Origin of the sequence: Halomonas sp. BDJS001 (genome assembly GCF_026104355.1) — a bacterium.
GTDB lineage: Bacteria > Pseudomonadota > Gammaproteobacteria > Pseudomonadales > Halomonadaceae > Vreelandella.
This window is the reverse complement of record NZ_CP110535.1, coordinates 870,924-885,041: the sequence shown is the minus strand read 5'-3', so window position 1 is coordinate 885,041 and position 14,118 is coordinate 870,924. Positions and strand designations below refer to the sequence as shown.

At 54.6% G+C, this 14,118-nt stretch carries 10 protein-coding genes and 1 pseudogene; 5 read left to right on the top strand and 6 right to left on the bottom strand.

Features of this window, described 5'->3' with window-relative positions:
- The first annotated feature begins 175 nt into the window (after window positions 1–175).
- Window positions 176–670: an AAA family ATPase gene (locus tag OM794_RS04210; protein WP_226251341.1), complete on the top strand. Its 495-nt coding sequence runs from the start codon at window positions 176–178 to the stop codon at window positions 668–670.
- 40 nt (window positions 671–710) lie between these two features.
- Here OM794_RS04210 and OM794_RS04205 read toward each other — a convergent pair whose 3' ends face one another.
- The gene (locus tag OM794_RS04205; RefSeq protein ID WP_226251342.1) at window positions 711–1,655 is read right to left on the bottom strand and encodes a hypothetical protein; all 945 of its coding nucleotides are present in this window, start codon (window positions 1,653–1,655) and stop codon (window positions 711–713) included.
- A 379-nt stretch (window positions 1,656–2,034) separates the two neighbouring features.
- Window positions 2,035–2,985, bottom strand: coding sequence for a prolyl aminopeptidase (gene pip, locus OM794_RS04200; RefSeq protein WP_226251343.1), 951 nt, complete (start codon window positions 2,983–2,985; stop codon window positions 2,035–2,037).
- A gap of 185 nt (window positions 2,986–3,170) precedes the next feature.
- On the opposite strand from pip, the gene OM794_RS04195 reads away from it, so the two are divergent.
- The gene (locus OM794_RS04195) at window positions 3,171–3,689 is read left to right on the top strand and encodes a hypothetical protein (protein WP_226251344.1); all 519 of its coding nucleotides are present in this window, start codon (window positions 3,171–3,173) and stop codon (window positions 3,687–3,689) included.
- 93 nt (window positions 3,690–3,782) lie between these two features.
- Window positions 3,783–4,106 (top strand): annotated as a pseudogene (locus OM794_RS04190) (S-ribosylhomocysteine lyase); the annotation flags it as partial.
- Between the two features lie 77 nt (window positions 4,107–4,183).
- Here OM794_RS04190 and OM794_RS04185 read toward each other — a convergent pair.
- Window positions 4,184–4,621 (bottom strand): VapA/VapB family virulence-associated protein, encoded by a 438-nt coding sequence (locus OM794_RS04185; protein WP_211592874.1) that lies wholly within the window; start codon window positions 4,619–4,621, stop codon window positions 4,184–4,186.
- A 239-nt stretch (window positions 4,622–4,860) separates the two neighbouring features.
- On the opposite strand from OM794_RS04185, the gene OM794_RS04180 reads away from it, so the two are divergent.
- On the top strand, window positions 4,861–6,507 hold the full coding sequence (locus OM794_RS04180; protein ID WP_226251345.1) for an FAD-dependent oxidoreductase: 1,647 nt from the start codon (window positions 4,861–4,863) through the stop codon (window positions 6,505–6,507).
- A gap of 10 nt (window positions 6,508–6,517) precedes the next feature.
- On the opposite strand, the gene OM794_RS04175 is transcribed toward OM794_RS04180, so the two are convergent.
- On the bottom strand, window positions 6,518–9,637 hold the full coding sequence (locus tag OM794_RS04175) for an ATP-binding protein (protein WP_226251346.1): 3,120 nt from the start codon (window positions 9,635–9,637) through the stop codon (window positions 6,518–6,520).
- A 274-nt stretch (window positions 9,638–9,911) separates the two neighbouring features.
- Between OM794_RS04175 and OM794_RS04170 the strand changes: the two genes are divergently transcribed.
- The gene (locus tag OM794_RS04170) at window positions 9,912–10,208 is read left to right on the top strand and encodes a DUF1330 domain-containing protein (protein WP_226251347.1); all 297 of its coding nucleotides are present in this window, start codon (window positions 9,912–9,914) and stop codon (window positions 10,206–10,208) included.
- A gap of 80 nt (window positions 10,209–10,288) precedes the next feature.
- Here OM794_RS04170 and OM794_RS04165 read toward each other — a convergent pair whose 3' ends face one another.
- Together OM794_RS04165 and OM794_RS04160 are read right to left on the bottom strand one after the other, a co-directional pair.
- Window positions 10,289–12,415, bottom strand: coding sequence for a TonB-dependent siderophore receptor (locus tag OM794_RS04165; protein WP_226251348.1), 2,127 nt, complete (start codon window positions 12,413–12,415; stop codon window positions 10,289–10,291).
- A gap of 294 nt (window positions 12,416–12,709) precedes the next feature.
- Window positions 12,710–13,909 carry a Bcr/CflA family efflux MFS transporter gene (locus OM794_RS04160; RefSeq protein WP_226251349.1) on the bottom strand — a complete coding sequence of 400 codons (1,200 nt, stop codon included), beginning with the start codon at window positions 13,907–13,909 and terminating at the stop codon, window positions 12,710–12,712.
- Window positions 13,910–14,118: the final 209 nt, after the last annotated feature.

The window sequence follows — 14,118 nt, the reverse complement described above, 5'->3', positions numbered from 1 at the left end:
AAGAAGGCAAATATCCGCAGGTTAGGCGCGCCATCGATTCGATACGCAATTTTATTGATGAGCCACTGTCCACCACCTCGCGGACAATAGTGATCTTTCCATACGGGGTGTACTGAAGGTTAAACTGACATCTTCAAGCTGCTCGAAGCGGCTCGCCCTCAACCACTTAGAGCTTATGATCAACGCCTTTGCCGTTTTCAACTACCGGAGTCTGAAAAACGTTGTCTCTCCTCTGTCGGGCCTCAATGTGGTGACCGGGCCAAACGGGTGTGGCAAATCCAATCTGTACAAATCGCTGCGGTTACTGGCAGACACCGCCAAAGGCAACCTGATCGCGTCAATTGCTCAGGAAGGCGGGCTTGATTACACCTTCTGGGCGGGCCCGGAAAAGCTCACCAACAGCATTAGGGATGGATCTGCCCCCATTGAGGGCACCGCCAGGAAAAGCAATACCCGTCTTGGGCTGGGGTTTGTTGGTGAGGAGTTTGGTTACGCCATTTCATTGGGGATGCCAGCACCTCAGGGGTTTGCGGGCCACGGGGATCCGTCCATGTTTCAGTTCGATCCCGAGATAAAGCGTTTGGCGAGACGACCATCCTGGGCCAGGGGTGGCTGGACGCACCGCCCTGGCAGTGGTTGGATTAAACAAAGCACCCAAAGCGCCCCCTGATTGTGAATCTCTCTTGATAGCCTAAGACTCGTTTTTTTGATCAGCGCCTACTGTTGGACTGTTGCGCCCAATCGGCGAGTTCGACCAAAGCTTGCCGTTGTTCCAGACTGGGCTCTTGCTTGGGTATTAGGTCATAGTTGATCATGTAATTTCCGATGGTCAGTTGGACGTTGGCCCTAGGTTGACCGCTACTACATGAGTAGCTCAAGCTTGCATGATCACCTAATTGGTCAAGTTTCTCGATTGTACAATCATCAGTAGAGGGGTGTTGGAACGCTTCAGAGGCGGGCTGGATAGAAACAGTCAGAAGGGCATTGTCAGAGTCAGTGGCAAAGCAACTGTTTTCCCCCATAACATTCTGTGTGACATCACCGGCTGGTAGCATGCGGTTAAGCAACGGGTCATTAAACCAACGACAATCTGAGGCGGCTGCCAGTATTTCAGGATTATCGGCAACGGCCAGCGCGGCCTGGATCAGAGAATCTCCGGCTTCGCGAGCCTGTGAAGAAACCGCATCTTGCAGAGCCAAGTTGCCCAAAGCAGTGACCCGACCTTTATGGCCGGCGAACCCCACGTTTCGGCTAGCTGCTTCGCTGGCGCGCTCAGTGGGCAGATAGTGAAAGCCCTGGACACCGATAGCCGGTGCATCCATCACATCATATGAAGCCGCCATTTCTGGTCGTAGAGTAGCAATGAAGTCGGCAGCTGCTTGTTCGGATTCATGGATCATCTGGTTGGCGGTAAACACGTTTGGAGCGCGATCACTGCGGCTGAGGAACCGGCAGCTTCCAATTTGTCCACCAGTCATGACATGCCACGGTGCATACTGTGGAAAAGCTTGGTCAAGCTGATTCGTTTCCAGCCAACCGCATTCGGTGGCATGCGCCGAAAGCGGCAATATGATAGCAGTAAGGAATAGCAGCAGGGAACTACGACAACCAAAATGAAAGAATGAAGCAGCTGGCCGTTTTTTTGCTGAATTCATCAGCAGATCTCCTATGGTTCAAGTTCATATAAAGCGTAATATTGAGCGACTTATAATACATTCAAAAGAAGAGTGGCCGAGCCAAGCTGCGACCAGAGATTAAGCTAGCATCTTTCGAAAGGGGCTCCATCTTGAATTAATTTAACTTTATTTTCAATAAATGGCTTAAAAAAATATACCTATAAACTTAATAAAAGCATTCAGGGCATCTGAAAAATCATCCAAAACAATATTCAAACTCCCATCTCTAGGTTTTTTATGAGCTTCACACCCGACATTGCCTTGCATGAATCGTCTAAAGAAAACTGAGCAGTTCACTAAACCAGCTGACCCACTCTTAGCTTCGATCCCATTAGTGCTCTCTGCCGTATATATTAACTTAAAAAGCAAAACGCTCTGTCGCGCGTATCAACTGGTCGAGAATGCCGGGTTCGCTCCAGGCGTGCCCTGCACCTTCAATCAAATGGAACTCGGAATCTGGCCAAGCGTTATGCAGCGCCAGCGCATAACGAACGGGGCATGGCATATCATAACGACCATGAACGATAACGCCGGGAATACCTTTTAGCCTATCGGCGTTAGCAAGCAGTTGCCCCTCCTCCAGCCAGGCGCGATGAGTGAAATAGTGGTTCTCTAACCGCGCAAAGGCTAACGCAAAATGCCCCTCTCTGTAGGGTGCCGATAAGGCAGGGTCAGGTAGCAGGGTGATGGTTTCACCTTCCCATATCGTCCATGCCTTCGCCGCCTCAAGCTGAGCGATAGGATCGTCCCCCATCAAACGACGATGGTAGGCGGCCACCATATCGTGTCGCTCTGCCTCAGGAATAGGCCCCTGAAACGCCGCCCACTTATCGGGAAACATTTCAGATACACCAAACTGATAGTACCAGTCGATCTCCGCTTGGGTGACCGTATAGACGCCTCGCAAAATCAACTCACTAACACGGTCTGGATGCGTCTGGGTGTAGGCAAGGCCCAGGGTAGACCCCCAAGAGCCGCCAAAAACCATCCACTGGGTCACGCCAATATGCTCACGCAGCCTCTCGATGTCTTCCACTAAATGCCACGTCGTATTGGCTTCGATACTGGCATGGGGCTCTGAACGACCACAGCCACGCTGGTCAAAGAGAAGAACGTCGTAGCGTTCAGGGTTAAACAGGCGTCGATGATCAGGCGAAATTCCACCGCCGGGGCCACCATGCAGAAACACCGCAGGCTTACCTCCCGGTTTGCCCACACGCTCAAAATAGACCGTATGGCCATCCCCCACATTGATCATGCCTGTTTCATAGGGTTCGACCGGTGGGTATAGGGTTCTCAAGTTCGTCATTCAAGCCTCCCGCTTCAGTTGCGCCTTCCCAAATACCGTTTGACACTTTTATCTTCGCCGACGACTTTACTACAGGCTACTCTCGAATAACGTCGAAGAGCGGTCAGTAATGTTAGAAGGAAGTTAACCAGGACGTGGTACAGCCGGGACTGGATCAATTAGGCAGCAAATGAAAGGATCTCATTATGATTGAATCAATAGAAGAACTCGAAGCCATTAAACAGTCATGCCGTTCGATGGTAACGAAAAGCTCAAGCCTCTCTGCTGGCACTGCGGTTATACCCATACCGGGCTTAGATATTGGCTCAGACGTGGCCATTTTGATGCGGTTAATTCCCAAAATTAATGAAAAGTTTGGGTTAACGCCTGAACAGATCGAGAGCCTGGATACAGAGTCCAAGCTATTTGTTATGACGGTGATATCCAATACCGGCAGCAAAATGGCCGGTAAATACATCACGAAAAAACTTATCGTCATGCTTTTAAGCAAGATGGGCGTCAAAGTAGCGTCCAAAGGTGTGGCTAAGTTCGTTCCTTTTGTAGGTAGTGCCGTCGCAGGGGGTATTAGCTTCAGCGCGATGAAGTACATGGGCAACCGCCACATCGAAGATTGTTACCAAATTGCCTTGGCAGCACTGGAAAATGAGCGGCGGAAGCACGAAATCATCATCGAGCCAGCGCCCGAACAAGGAGGCCAAGTTTAATTAGCCCCTTCGCATCCATCTTTTCCCCCGACGCGCCTGAGCACCTAAACAATCCCCCTCTTATTTCCACGATGGGATGGGGCATTCACGTGTTTTGCAGGCTTTATGCGCAATCACTTGAATAGCGACGGCGTCGAAATTATTGATATTTCGCCCATGGGCTGCCGCACCGGGTTTTATATGAGCCTATTGGGCAGCCCAACGGAAGAGCGCGTCGGTGAAGCGTGGCTCGCGGCCATGTGCGATGTAATGGCGGTTAATCGTATGGAAGAGATTCCAGAGTTCAATGAGTTTCAGTACGGCACCTACGTGATGCACTCACTAGACGACGTCAAACACATTGTCCAAGGCATCCTTGATCAAGGTATTGGAGTCAACAAAAATGAGGAGATCGCTAGGCGCTGGGTAACGGCGTGAAATAGGCGCAGGATGGCCTACTCATAGTAAATGGGGGTGCCAATGGCACCCCCGGCGTTCGCAGACAAAAGCATGTCTCAGTCCCAACTACCTTTACCTCCACCAACACCGATCACGGTAGATACGGCTCCCGACTGGAAGTGTCCCAATAGGTTACTGTGGCTGTCGAAAAACAGGATGCTCAAATAAACCGGCGTGCCCTGAAACTCGAAACTTACCGTATCGCGATAGAGCCGATCCAGGTCGTCGGTATAGACATCCCCAAATAGGGCACCGCCTCCGGGGGAGGAAGCGCCTCCGGCATCGCCGTTAAAAGACTTGCCATCGGTGATATTGACCTGGAACTTGAGATAGAAAATCAGACTGGCCACGCTACCGGTAGCAGGATAGGACTTCGTGGAACTCACCAATGCCTCAGCGACGCCTTCAATGTGTTCTGGTTCGAGCTTGTCATGCATGGCAACACGAAAGTCGTGGGCGATCAGTTGTTTATCAATGATTTGAGGAGCATTCATTGGTAGATACCTCGTGTGGATACTGTGGAATCGCGGTCATCAATCGACCGCGGCTTACTTGCCCTAAGCATTTCAGCTTAGAAATCGCGTACCCACAGCATCAGCTCGGTATCACAGTGAAAGCACAAACGTCTGTCCGAAGCACAACGGATCACTTTAGTATCAGCTTCTCTCGTGTACTTGGCAGCGACGTGCTCTTGAAAGATTCTAGAGCAAACAACTGCATAAGGAACACTGCCATGGACACTAAACCACTTCGGATCGCCATTATTGGCGGTGGCGTCTCCGGCCTATCACTAGCCTATTATCTACAGAAGTTCGGCAGTCGGGCGACCCAGCAGATAGAGGTCACCATCTTTGAGCGCAAGGCCACTCTAGGCGGCAACGCAGAGACGGTGTGGGTCGACCTGGGGAGTCGTCGTCAACCGGGAAGGCCCGAATTGCCTTATCGGCGCTGGGCCGACCTTGGGGTTAATGATGTTAACTTGGCCACCTATCATCACCTTCGTGCCGTTCTAAGCGAGATCGGCGAGCTAGAGCGCATGAAGCCGTTAGAGAATACTGAGAGCTATTTCAACCGTGACGGGACAATTGCTCTAACCGATGACAGCGACTTGGTTCGCGGCGTGAGCGACCCAGCCCACGAGCTAAGCCGGGTAGAGGGAGGCAATCTAGCGCCGCTGATCGACGTAGTGCACCAGAGCGCGATCGACTTGGTGGAAAGTCGACGCATTATGCCGCGTTATACGGTAGATGACTTTTTCGACAGCTGCATTGCCACGCCCGCCGAGATGCTGGCAGCCGCGGCGGATCATTTGAAAATCACCATCGACTGGCAGGATCCTGCACTGCCTGCCCGACTGGAGCGCATACGCCGCACTATCTACTACCCCCGCATTTCAGCAATGTACTTCGCTGATGACCGGGGCCCGGGGGGAATGCCGCTCCAGGCGCCCTTTGAGTATTACCGCATTCAGGAGGGAGGCTCGCCCCCAGATCGACGCTACTTCCAGCACGGCTCCCAACACTGGCTGGAAGCCCTGGCTGCCCATATTTCCACCCCCAAGGCGACTGGCCCCCGGGTCAAAATCCTGCGCGGCATTGACGTTGAGGCCAATCTCTCGCCACAAGGTGTGGTGCTGAACGAGCGTAGCGCTACCAATGAGCGCTATTGGGAGGCCGACCTCCTAATCATGGCCACCCATGCAGAAGATGCGTTACCGATGCTGACATTCGGTGACGGCCTGTCCGACACTCAACGTAGCCTGCAGCATATCCTTGGCAAGGTTCGTTACACACGCAGCTATAGCGTCTGTCACACCGCTGCCGTTCGCATGCCACCGAATCGCAACCTGTGGCGCACCTACAACATTGAAGTACGTAACCCCGAAGACACCTTCTTCCCCTACCGTATCGACTATGTAGCGAACCGCCACCAGAATGATGCGGAGAACCCGGAATACAATCAGTCGGGCCTGCCGCAGTTCTTCGTTTCGCTGGTAGATGACCTCAACCAGATTCCTCGTAGCGAGATGCTCGACCGACGCCCTTCCCCCCTTAACGAACCGACAGCGCTGGCGACCCCCTCTCCTAGAGAAGCAGGCTACCGGAAGCAGTTGCCACCATTGGACAACGCACTGGAGGCCAAGGCCTGGACTCTGTTCAAGCACAACGTGCTGGATGCCAACTGCCTTGAGGCTCAAGCGGAAATAGAGTGTTATAACCAAACCACCGCCCGGGAACACTTTGAAGGTCGTCAGAACGTATGCCCGCTGCTATTTGCCGGTGGCTGGACTCGCGGTGCCGGCCTGCAGGAACAGTGTCTGGAACAATCGGCGCACCTCGTTGCCCTGCTACTGAGGAGCACTGGCTCAACGGAAAGGTAAAACTACGCGGCTAGCGCCGACTGGCAGCCAGGCATGGCATTGTCATCAGCAAACCAGCGGCTTCGCCCCTAAGCCAGCAAGCGCGCAAGGTCTCAAGGGCGCTCGCATCGCCGCTCTCCAACCAGTCGGCGTGAGCCTTGATCAGCGCTCGGTGGTGCTCACCCCAAGCGCAGGGCTCCTCCGCCATCAATTGGCTCAAGCGCTGGGCATAATGGATAGCTGCGGACGGACGGCTATCAAGCAGGCTGACCTCTGCAGCCGTGATCAGAAAGCGGTAACCATTATGCCCCACGCAGCCAGCATCCAGCAGCGCTTCACCCTCTTGTAGCATCGCCAAGCGAGCCTCAGAGTTTTCTTCAAGCAGCGCCCGAGTGCCCAGCACCCAAGGGCCGATAAAAGCCTTCAACTTATGTTGTTCCACCAATTGCCAGGCACGCTCAATGCTGGCGCGAGCCTCTGCTTGTCGTCCGGTCATTAGCTCGATTCGGGCACGACTCTCCAACAGAAAGGCTTCGAAACGCCCTGACCCCAGGCCAAGCGCTACCGTCAGCGCCTGAGAGACTTGCTCGCCAGCCTGATGGGGATCTCCCTGGGAAATTAGAATCCAGGCTGCCGTCAGCCGTGCCACCACTTCAGCACGTCGATTGCCGACTCGCTTGCCTAGCTCGGCAGCATCGAAACAGTCACTCAACGCCTCCCCAGTTTCGTTAGCATAGATACGGGCCGTACCCAGCATGAACAGGTTGGAAGCCTCCAAATCGGCGTGGCCATGCGTTCGGCAGAGCGTCACGCAATGGTCGAAAAGCTTATGAGTACTGCGCATCTGCCCCTCGGCATAGTGGGCATCGCCCAGCCCGCTCAGCGCCTGGATTTCGGTGCGCACATCGCCAGCCTGGCGCGCCTGTAGGAGAGCTTGGGAATGATAGTAGCGGCTGGTGGCAAAATCGCCCCGGGGGAAATAGAGGCTGCCCTTAAGATAGAGCGTTTCTGCAAGGGGCAAAGGATCATCGAGCGCCTCGGCCAGGGGCAGCAAGCCATCCAAAATCGTCTCCTCCGCCTCCAGAGCATCGAGCATATTCAGCACCCGAGCCAACCAAAGGTCTGCGGCAATACGCTGAGACTCCTCCCGAGCAAACGTACGAGACGCCTCGAAGTGCTCTCTAGCCAACTGGATACGCCCTGTCGCCACCGCTACCTGGCCTTGCAGCAGTACAAGTTGATACTCATCCTTCGGTGCATAATCGATGGCGCGGCATTGACTCAGAAGCTCGAGGGCCTGCTCATACCGATAGCGGGCCATTTCCACCGAGACCGCTTGCAGGAAGGCACTCGGCGCCTCCAGGGAACGCGCACGGTGAAGATGGCGTGCGCGTAGCCCCGGCTCTAAATCGTTATACAGCCCGGCCAAGCGAAGATGCAGTCGATCACGCTGTACCTTGGGAATCCCTTCGTAGATGCCCTGCAGGATCAAGTCATGCACAAAGCGGTAGCTCCCCTCTTCTAGAGGGCGCACAAGACTATAGCGCTGGGGGAGCTCGGGCCGATAATCACTCTGCCCTAACACTTCCTGCAATAAGGCCAGAGAGAAGCGCTGCCCCATGACGGCGGCGATACACATGGCACGACGATCCAAGTCGGTGAGCTGATCCAACTTGGTTTGCACCAAATTGGAGAGACTTGCTGGCAGGCTGGAGTGGGGATGAAATAACAGCAGCTGAGTCAGAAACAGCGGGTTGCCCTGGGCCTGAGAGACACAGCGAGCAGCATGCTCGGAGTGAACCGTACCGACGCTGGCCACCAGGGCCTCGGCCTCCTGAGGGCGCAGCGGCGGAAGCTCAATCAGTGTCAGCGGCAGTTCGGGCAACTGTGGCCTCAAGCGGCTTTCCAGTGGATCCTGCTCCAGGCGTGAAGTAAATAACCAGATCACTGGCGCTTCCAGCGTCTCCTGCAGAAGCCCGGTGAGCGTCCCTAGCAGCGCCTCATCGGCCCAGTGCAGATCCTCAACTACCAGCAACTGGAGACGGTGAATGGATCGCGCCAGGAGAATATCGCGTAGTACCAGTATCAATCGCTGACTGCGGGTTTGGGGAGTCATGGCCGCATAGAGGCGTTGAGCTCCCTCCGGCTGAACCAGCCCCAGCAATGGACGTAGCATCATGGCATGATCGACGGGTAGGCGCAGCGAAGAGAGACGTGCAAGCAGATACGTTTCGTCCACCACCTCATCCGATGTTCTTAGCAGCGAACGTGCCAGTTGCATCAACGGGCCTTCATCGGCGCGTGTACCGAAGTCCAATACCTCGGCCTGGTGGTGATCGGCATAGGCCGTGGCCATCTCGGCAAATTCAGCGCTGAGACGGGTTTTGCCAATGCCGGCCACGCCGCGGATATAGATTAGATGGCCGGCCTGATAGGCCTGGGTACTCTCCAGAATGGCTCGCAACTGCCCCAACTCTACCCTGCGCCCCACCAGGTCGAAGCGGGCCTCCTGAGCCCCGCCCCGGAAATGACAATAGCGCAGCCAATCCCCACCTTCGTCGTCGAAAACAAAGCGCTCGGCCAACTGCACCGCTACTCCACGCTCGACCCAGACGCCGCTTCGTTCCGCCTTCATTGAAGGGGGCGTAGCCGTCGGCCAGTGGCCAGCCTGGAGGTATACGCTCTTTGCTCCCCCCTGCTCCACCAGGGTAGTCGCGCATAACAGCCCACGCTGAGCATCACTACGGTAAGCCCGGGGCAGCCCGAAGAGAGCCACGCCAGCTTCTGATAAGCTCCCCCCAAAATGCTCTACCCAAGTCGCCAGGGCCCTGTTGTCGGCAGCCACGGTGTAAAGCTGTATTAGCATACGTGAGCTTTCCACCTCATCCATACCGGAGGTAGCCACAATGGTTTCCTCGGCATCCGCGGCCAGGGTCTTGACCTCGACTCCATATATCTCAGCCAAGTGGCGGGCAGTTCGATAGAGCACTGCTCGACCACTCTCGGCCCGTTTTATGGAAGCGATGGAGACGCATAGGCGCTGGTCAAAGCAGTACTCGGCCAGGGCTTCCTGACTCAAACCAAGCCGTTTGCGGTGCTGCTTCAAGCACTGACGATCCAGGCGCAAACGCCCATCTTGGGGAGCTATCATTATTAGCGGCTTCCTTTCTCGAACACTCGGGAAATCAAGACTGTCGCGCTTTATGACGCTTTATATGAAAAACTGGCAAGCGAAGGTCACGTTTTTTTAGCATTAGATGTAAACAGGACTCAAACAATAACGTGAAGCGCCACGAACACCAAATTATACTGGGCTACTGGTTGATACTAGACAGTGAAGCCTACACACCAGCAAGGGCTTCACCGAACTCCTTGCCTATGTTCAGCTCCAACAGCTTTCTTAATAGATAAATAAGGAGAATTTAATGCCCGCTTACGTCGTCCTAACCCGTGAACATACTCACGACGCCCAGGAAATGGAGCGCTACGGCGAGAAGGCAAAAGCCGCCCGTGAAGGTCACGACCTGCAACCGCTCGCCTTCTACGGCGATTTCGAAGTACTCGAAGGTAGCGCCATGGAAGGTGCGGTGATTCTGCGCTTCCCCGATATGGCTGCCGCCCGCGCCTGGTACCAAAGCCCCGCCTACCAGGAAGCCCGCAAGCACCGTTTCCAAGGTGCCGACTACCGCGTCTTTATCGTTGATGGCCTAACAGAAGCCTAAATACCAAAACGCCCCGCCTTTAATGATCAAGTCGGGGCGTTTTGCCGTTACTTTACCTCTGGGATATAGGCGGAATTACATTACCAGCGATAGCTCACTTTGGCACTGATTTCACGCCCCGGATTATAGTAATCAGCCGTGCTTGAGCCGACCACGTGCTGCTCGTCGAGCAAGTTGCTGACATTAACGGCTAGGTCAGCATCTTTGGTGAGCTGGTAGCTGAAGGCTGCGTCAAACAGCGTTGCTGCACTGCTCTTGGACGTATTGGCGGCATCAAAGTAGTAGGAGCCGATGTAACGGGCACCGAGACCAACACTCAACTCCTGGCTAGGTAAGGTATAGTAGCCCCACAGCGACGCCGTATGTTTAGGTGCTGCAGTGAACTCGTTACCCTCTCTGGCTGCGTTACTGTCGCGTACCACTTCCGACTCCATATAGGAGTAACCACCGGCCACGCTAAAGCTATCGGTCAACTCAGCCTTCGCTTCCAGATCAAGACCCCGTACGCGGGATTCACCCACGGTTTCCCGCTCGATAACGCCATTATCCTGTACCACCGAGATAGTCACATCATCCCGGGTCAGGTCATAGATGGCTGCCGAAAACAGCGCATTGGTACCAAAGGGGGAGTATTTAGCACCAATTTCGTACTGCTCACCCCGTTCGGGATCGACGCCAATAGTGGGCGGTGCGACCGACTCCACCATGCTGATATAGGTCGAAATTTCGTCGGTGACGCGATAGGTCAGCGCACCGCGAAGTGAGGTCTCAGAGAAGTCATCGGAATCGCGAACGCCATCCATATTGGTGCTGGAGACATCCATTGAGTCGTTACGCACGCCCGCGGTCACAATGAATCGGTCATAGAAGGACAAATTCTGGGTCAGGAAAACCGACTCGGTGGTGAAGTCCTGCTTGTTGCTGCTATAGACGTTGAGACTACTCGGCGCACCGCTAAAGACGGGATTTGCGATATCAATGGAGGTCGCATCACCGTAAAACGAACTGTCTTCGGTTGAGGCATCGCGATACTCGACACCCACAAGCGTGCTGCTATCGACCTGATCAAAGCGGGCGTCGTATTGCAGGATAGCGTTGCCGATCAGCTCCTGAGCTTCGTTGTCGGTACCAAAATAATCGCGATCCACCACGCTGCCTACTCGCGCCGCAGAGTCAGTGATATAAACGTAGCCGAAGTCGTCGGTCAGGTCGCTGTAGCGCAGATTGCCGCGCAACGTCAGCCCGTTGTTGAAATCATGGGTGAGCTGACCGGTAAGGCTGGTACGCTCAACGTCGTGATAGTTGAAACCAGGCTCGCCAAAGAAGTCGCTGCGGTCGTACTCCCGGTCGAGTGGATAACCACCGCTATTGGGGGTGTCGTCGCGCTTCAGGTAATCGAAGATAACGCTCGCTGACGTGTACTCTGTGGGTTCCCAGGCTAAGCCTCCCATCAAGAAACCGTTGTTGTCTTTGGAGTGATCATATTCCCGATCGCTGTCCCGGATGGTGCCGGTGAAACGGTAGGCCACTGTCTCATCGGCGTTCAGGGTGTCGCCCACATCTAAGCCAGCCTCTTTTGCATCGAATGAGCCGTAGGAGAGATAGCCCTCCCCAAACCGCTCAAATCGTGGCCGCTTGCTCACGAAATTGACCGAACCACCTGGATCCGCCGGGCCAAACAGGGTCGAGTTGGCCCCCCGCAATACCTCGACACGCTCGAAAGCGTATGGCTCCTCACGTACTCCGCGCATCGAGCCAAGCGTCAGCCCATCACGGTAGGTGGTGGCCTCGAACCCGCGGATCTTGAAATAGTCGTTACGGTCATCGGTGCCGTAATAATCGGTGAGAACCCCAGGGGTATATTGCAGCACTTCCTCGGTGGTGGAGGCGTTGCGCTGCTCGATCTCTTTCTCAGTAATGACTGACACGGAGGCGGGGGTGTCGAGAAGACTGGTGGCGACCTTGCCGCCCACCCACAGCTCCTGGGCCACTATCGAATTGGCATCATCATCAGCGTAGGCCTGGGCATTGACGATAATGGGGGCAAGGCGATATCCCTCGTTATCGTCACTGCCTTCGCCGGTTTCCTGTGCATTCCCGAGCATGGGGATAGTCACAAGCGTGGTGCCGCACAGAATGGCGGTAGTGGTCTGCTGCCACCGTACCCGACTTGCGTTGCGCCGTACTGTGCTACTGCTATCAGTCATGTTGAAGATCCCTTGAAATGGATAAACCTACCCTGCTCGCCTTGTGGTTTTCTTTTGAAAGGCCGGGAGAGTATCTAAAGCTATCACCTCTTAGTCAATAGTGGTAATACCAATCATAATCATTTATTTTTTAGCTTTTCCTTATGATTTCAATAGACCAATGAGTCCATTCAACAGCCGAGCGACAAGTCATATATCCGCAACGCCCGTATACCAGCGGCCTTTGATCTAGAAATAAAAAAAGCCCCGCGTTTTGGTTAACACGGAGCTTTTGATAAGAGAGCGTAAACCGATTCAGGGTGCCTCGACAGCGGCGCGCCCCTTGATGATTGAGCGGGCAAGCATTAGATACGCCACCGAACCACAGGCGGCCATGGCCAGGATGATCGCTTCAAGCGTATGCGGCAGCAGTGCAGACAATCCACTCAGAATCCCAGCGATGCCGAACTGGGCGGCACCCAGCAGCGCTGCGGCCGTACCACTGCTGGTGGGAAAGAACTCCAAAAAGCAGGCCTGAATATTCGGCGAGATCGCCCCCACCGCGCCGATGGTCAGCATCATGGCGGCGAGGAAGGCGTAAAGCGACCAATCCATAAAGGCAGCCATCACCAGCAATAGTATGCCGACAGCCTGACAGCCCGTTGCCAACTGTAGGATACGTAGTGACGGTAGCCTGGAAAGCAAGACTCGATTGAGAATGTTGAAGATAAGCATCGCGACGATATTCGCGGCAAACAGCATCGAAAAGCTTGAAGGCGACTGGCTGAAATGCCCCTGATAGATAAATGACGCATAGGTGATGAACATCATCAGGGTAGAAAACGAGGCAGCCTGCCAAACGATGAACGGCAGGGCCGGTTTTGTCGACAGTACCAGTTTGTAACGCGCCAGCAGGCTCATCTTAGGGCTCTTCGCGCGCGACACCTTGCCTTTGCCGGTAAACAGCACCCGCACCAGCAACGGCACCAGCAGCACCGCGTACACCGCCAAGGCGAAAAAGATAGTGTGCCAGGAACCCAGCAACAAAATCGCGCTGCCTACGCTTGGCGCAATGCCAGGCGCCAGCACCATGATAAAGCCCATCATGGAGAACAGTTTCGCAGCATCGCGGCCCGCCACCCGGTCGCGCACTAACGCCGGTACCGACACCAGAGTCAAACCAGCGCCAATAGCCTGAATTGCCCGCCCGCCGAGCAGGGTGTTCAAGGAGTCCGCCATACCGATGACAATGCTTGAGAACGCAAAAATCGCCAGCCCGCTCATCAACACCCGCTGGCGCCCGAAGCGGTCTGAAAGCGCACCGCCGATCAACTGACCCAACGCCAACGCAAATACATACACCGAAACACTCAACGATACCGCCTGCTGAGAAATCCCCAGCGATTCACCGATAACCGGGAAGGCAGGCAGGTACGTGTCCATGGAAAACGGGCCCAGCATCATGGTCATTGCCAGGCTCAGCACCACAATGAAGGGCGTTTTAGATTGGGTCATAGAAGCTCGCGGTAAAAGGGCGTAATGATGGACAACACCCACGATATGATACCGACTGATGTTATCAAGGCAATCGAATAGAAATGAAGGGATGGGCCGCGGGGCGGTAATCGGCTAAACCCTAGCCAGTTTGTTATCGGTTTGCTCGGCCATGCATTAAAAACTATTCTTAAAAACATGCTTAAAACCAAGCTTTAAAACCATGCTGA

Coding starts and splice junctions, on each gene's coding strand:
- OM794_RS04210 (WP_226251341.1), top strand. CDS start 176: ATGATCAACGCCTTTGCCGTTTTCAACTACCGGAGTCTGAAAAACGTT.
- OM794_RS04205 (WP_226251342.1), bottom strand. CDS start 1,655: ATGAATTCAGCAAAAAAACGGCCAGCTGCTTCATTCTTTCATTTTGGT.
- pip (WP_226251343.1), bottom strand. CDS start 2,985: ATGACGAACTTGAGAACCCTATACCCACCGGTCGAACCCTATGAAACA.
- OM794_RS04195 (WP_226251344.1), top strand. CDS start 3,171: ATGATTGAATCAATAGAAGAACTCGAAGCCATTAAACAGTCATGCCGT.
- OM794_RS04185 (WP_211592874.1), bottom strand. CDS start 4,621: ATGAATGCTCCTCAAATCATTGATAAACAACTGATCGCCCACGACTTT.
- OM794_RS04180 (WP_226251345.1), top strand. CDS start 4,861: ATGGACACTAAACCACTTCGGATCGCCATTATTGGCGGTGGCGTCTCC.
- OM794_RS04175 (WP_226251346.1), bottom strand. CDS start 9,637: ATGATAGCTCCCCAAGATGGGCGTTTGCGCCTGGATCGTCAGTGCTTG.
- OM794_RS04170 (WP_226251347.1), top strand. CDS start 9,912: ATGCCCGCTTACGTCGTCCTAACCCGTGAACATACTCACGACGCCCAG.
- OM794_RS04165 (WP_226251348.1), bottom strand. CDS start 12,415: ATGACTGATAGCAGTAGCACAGTACGGCGCAACGCAAGTCGGGTACGG.
- OM794_RS04160 (WP_226251349.1), bottom strand. CDS start 13,909: ATGACCCAATCTAAAACGCCCTTCATTGTGGTGCTGAGCCTGGCAATG.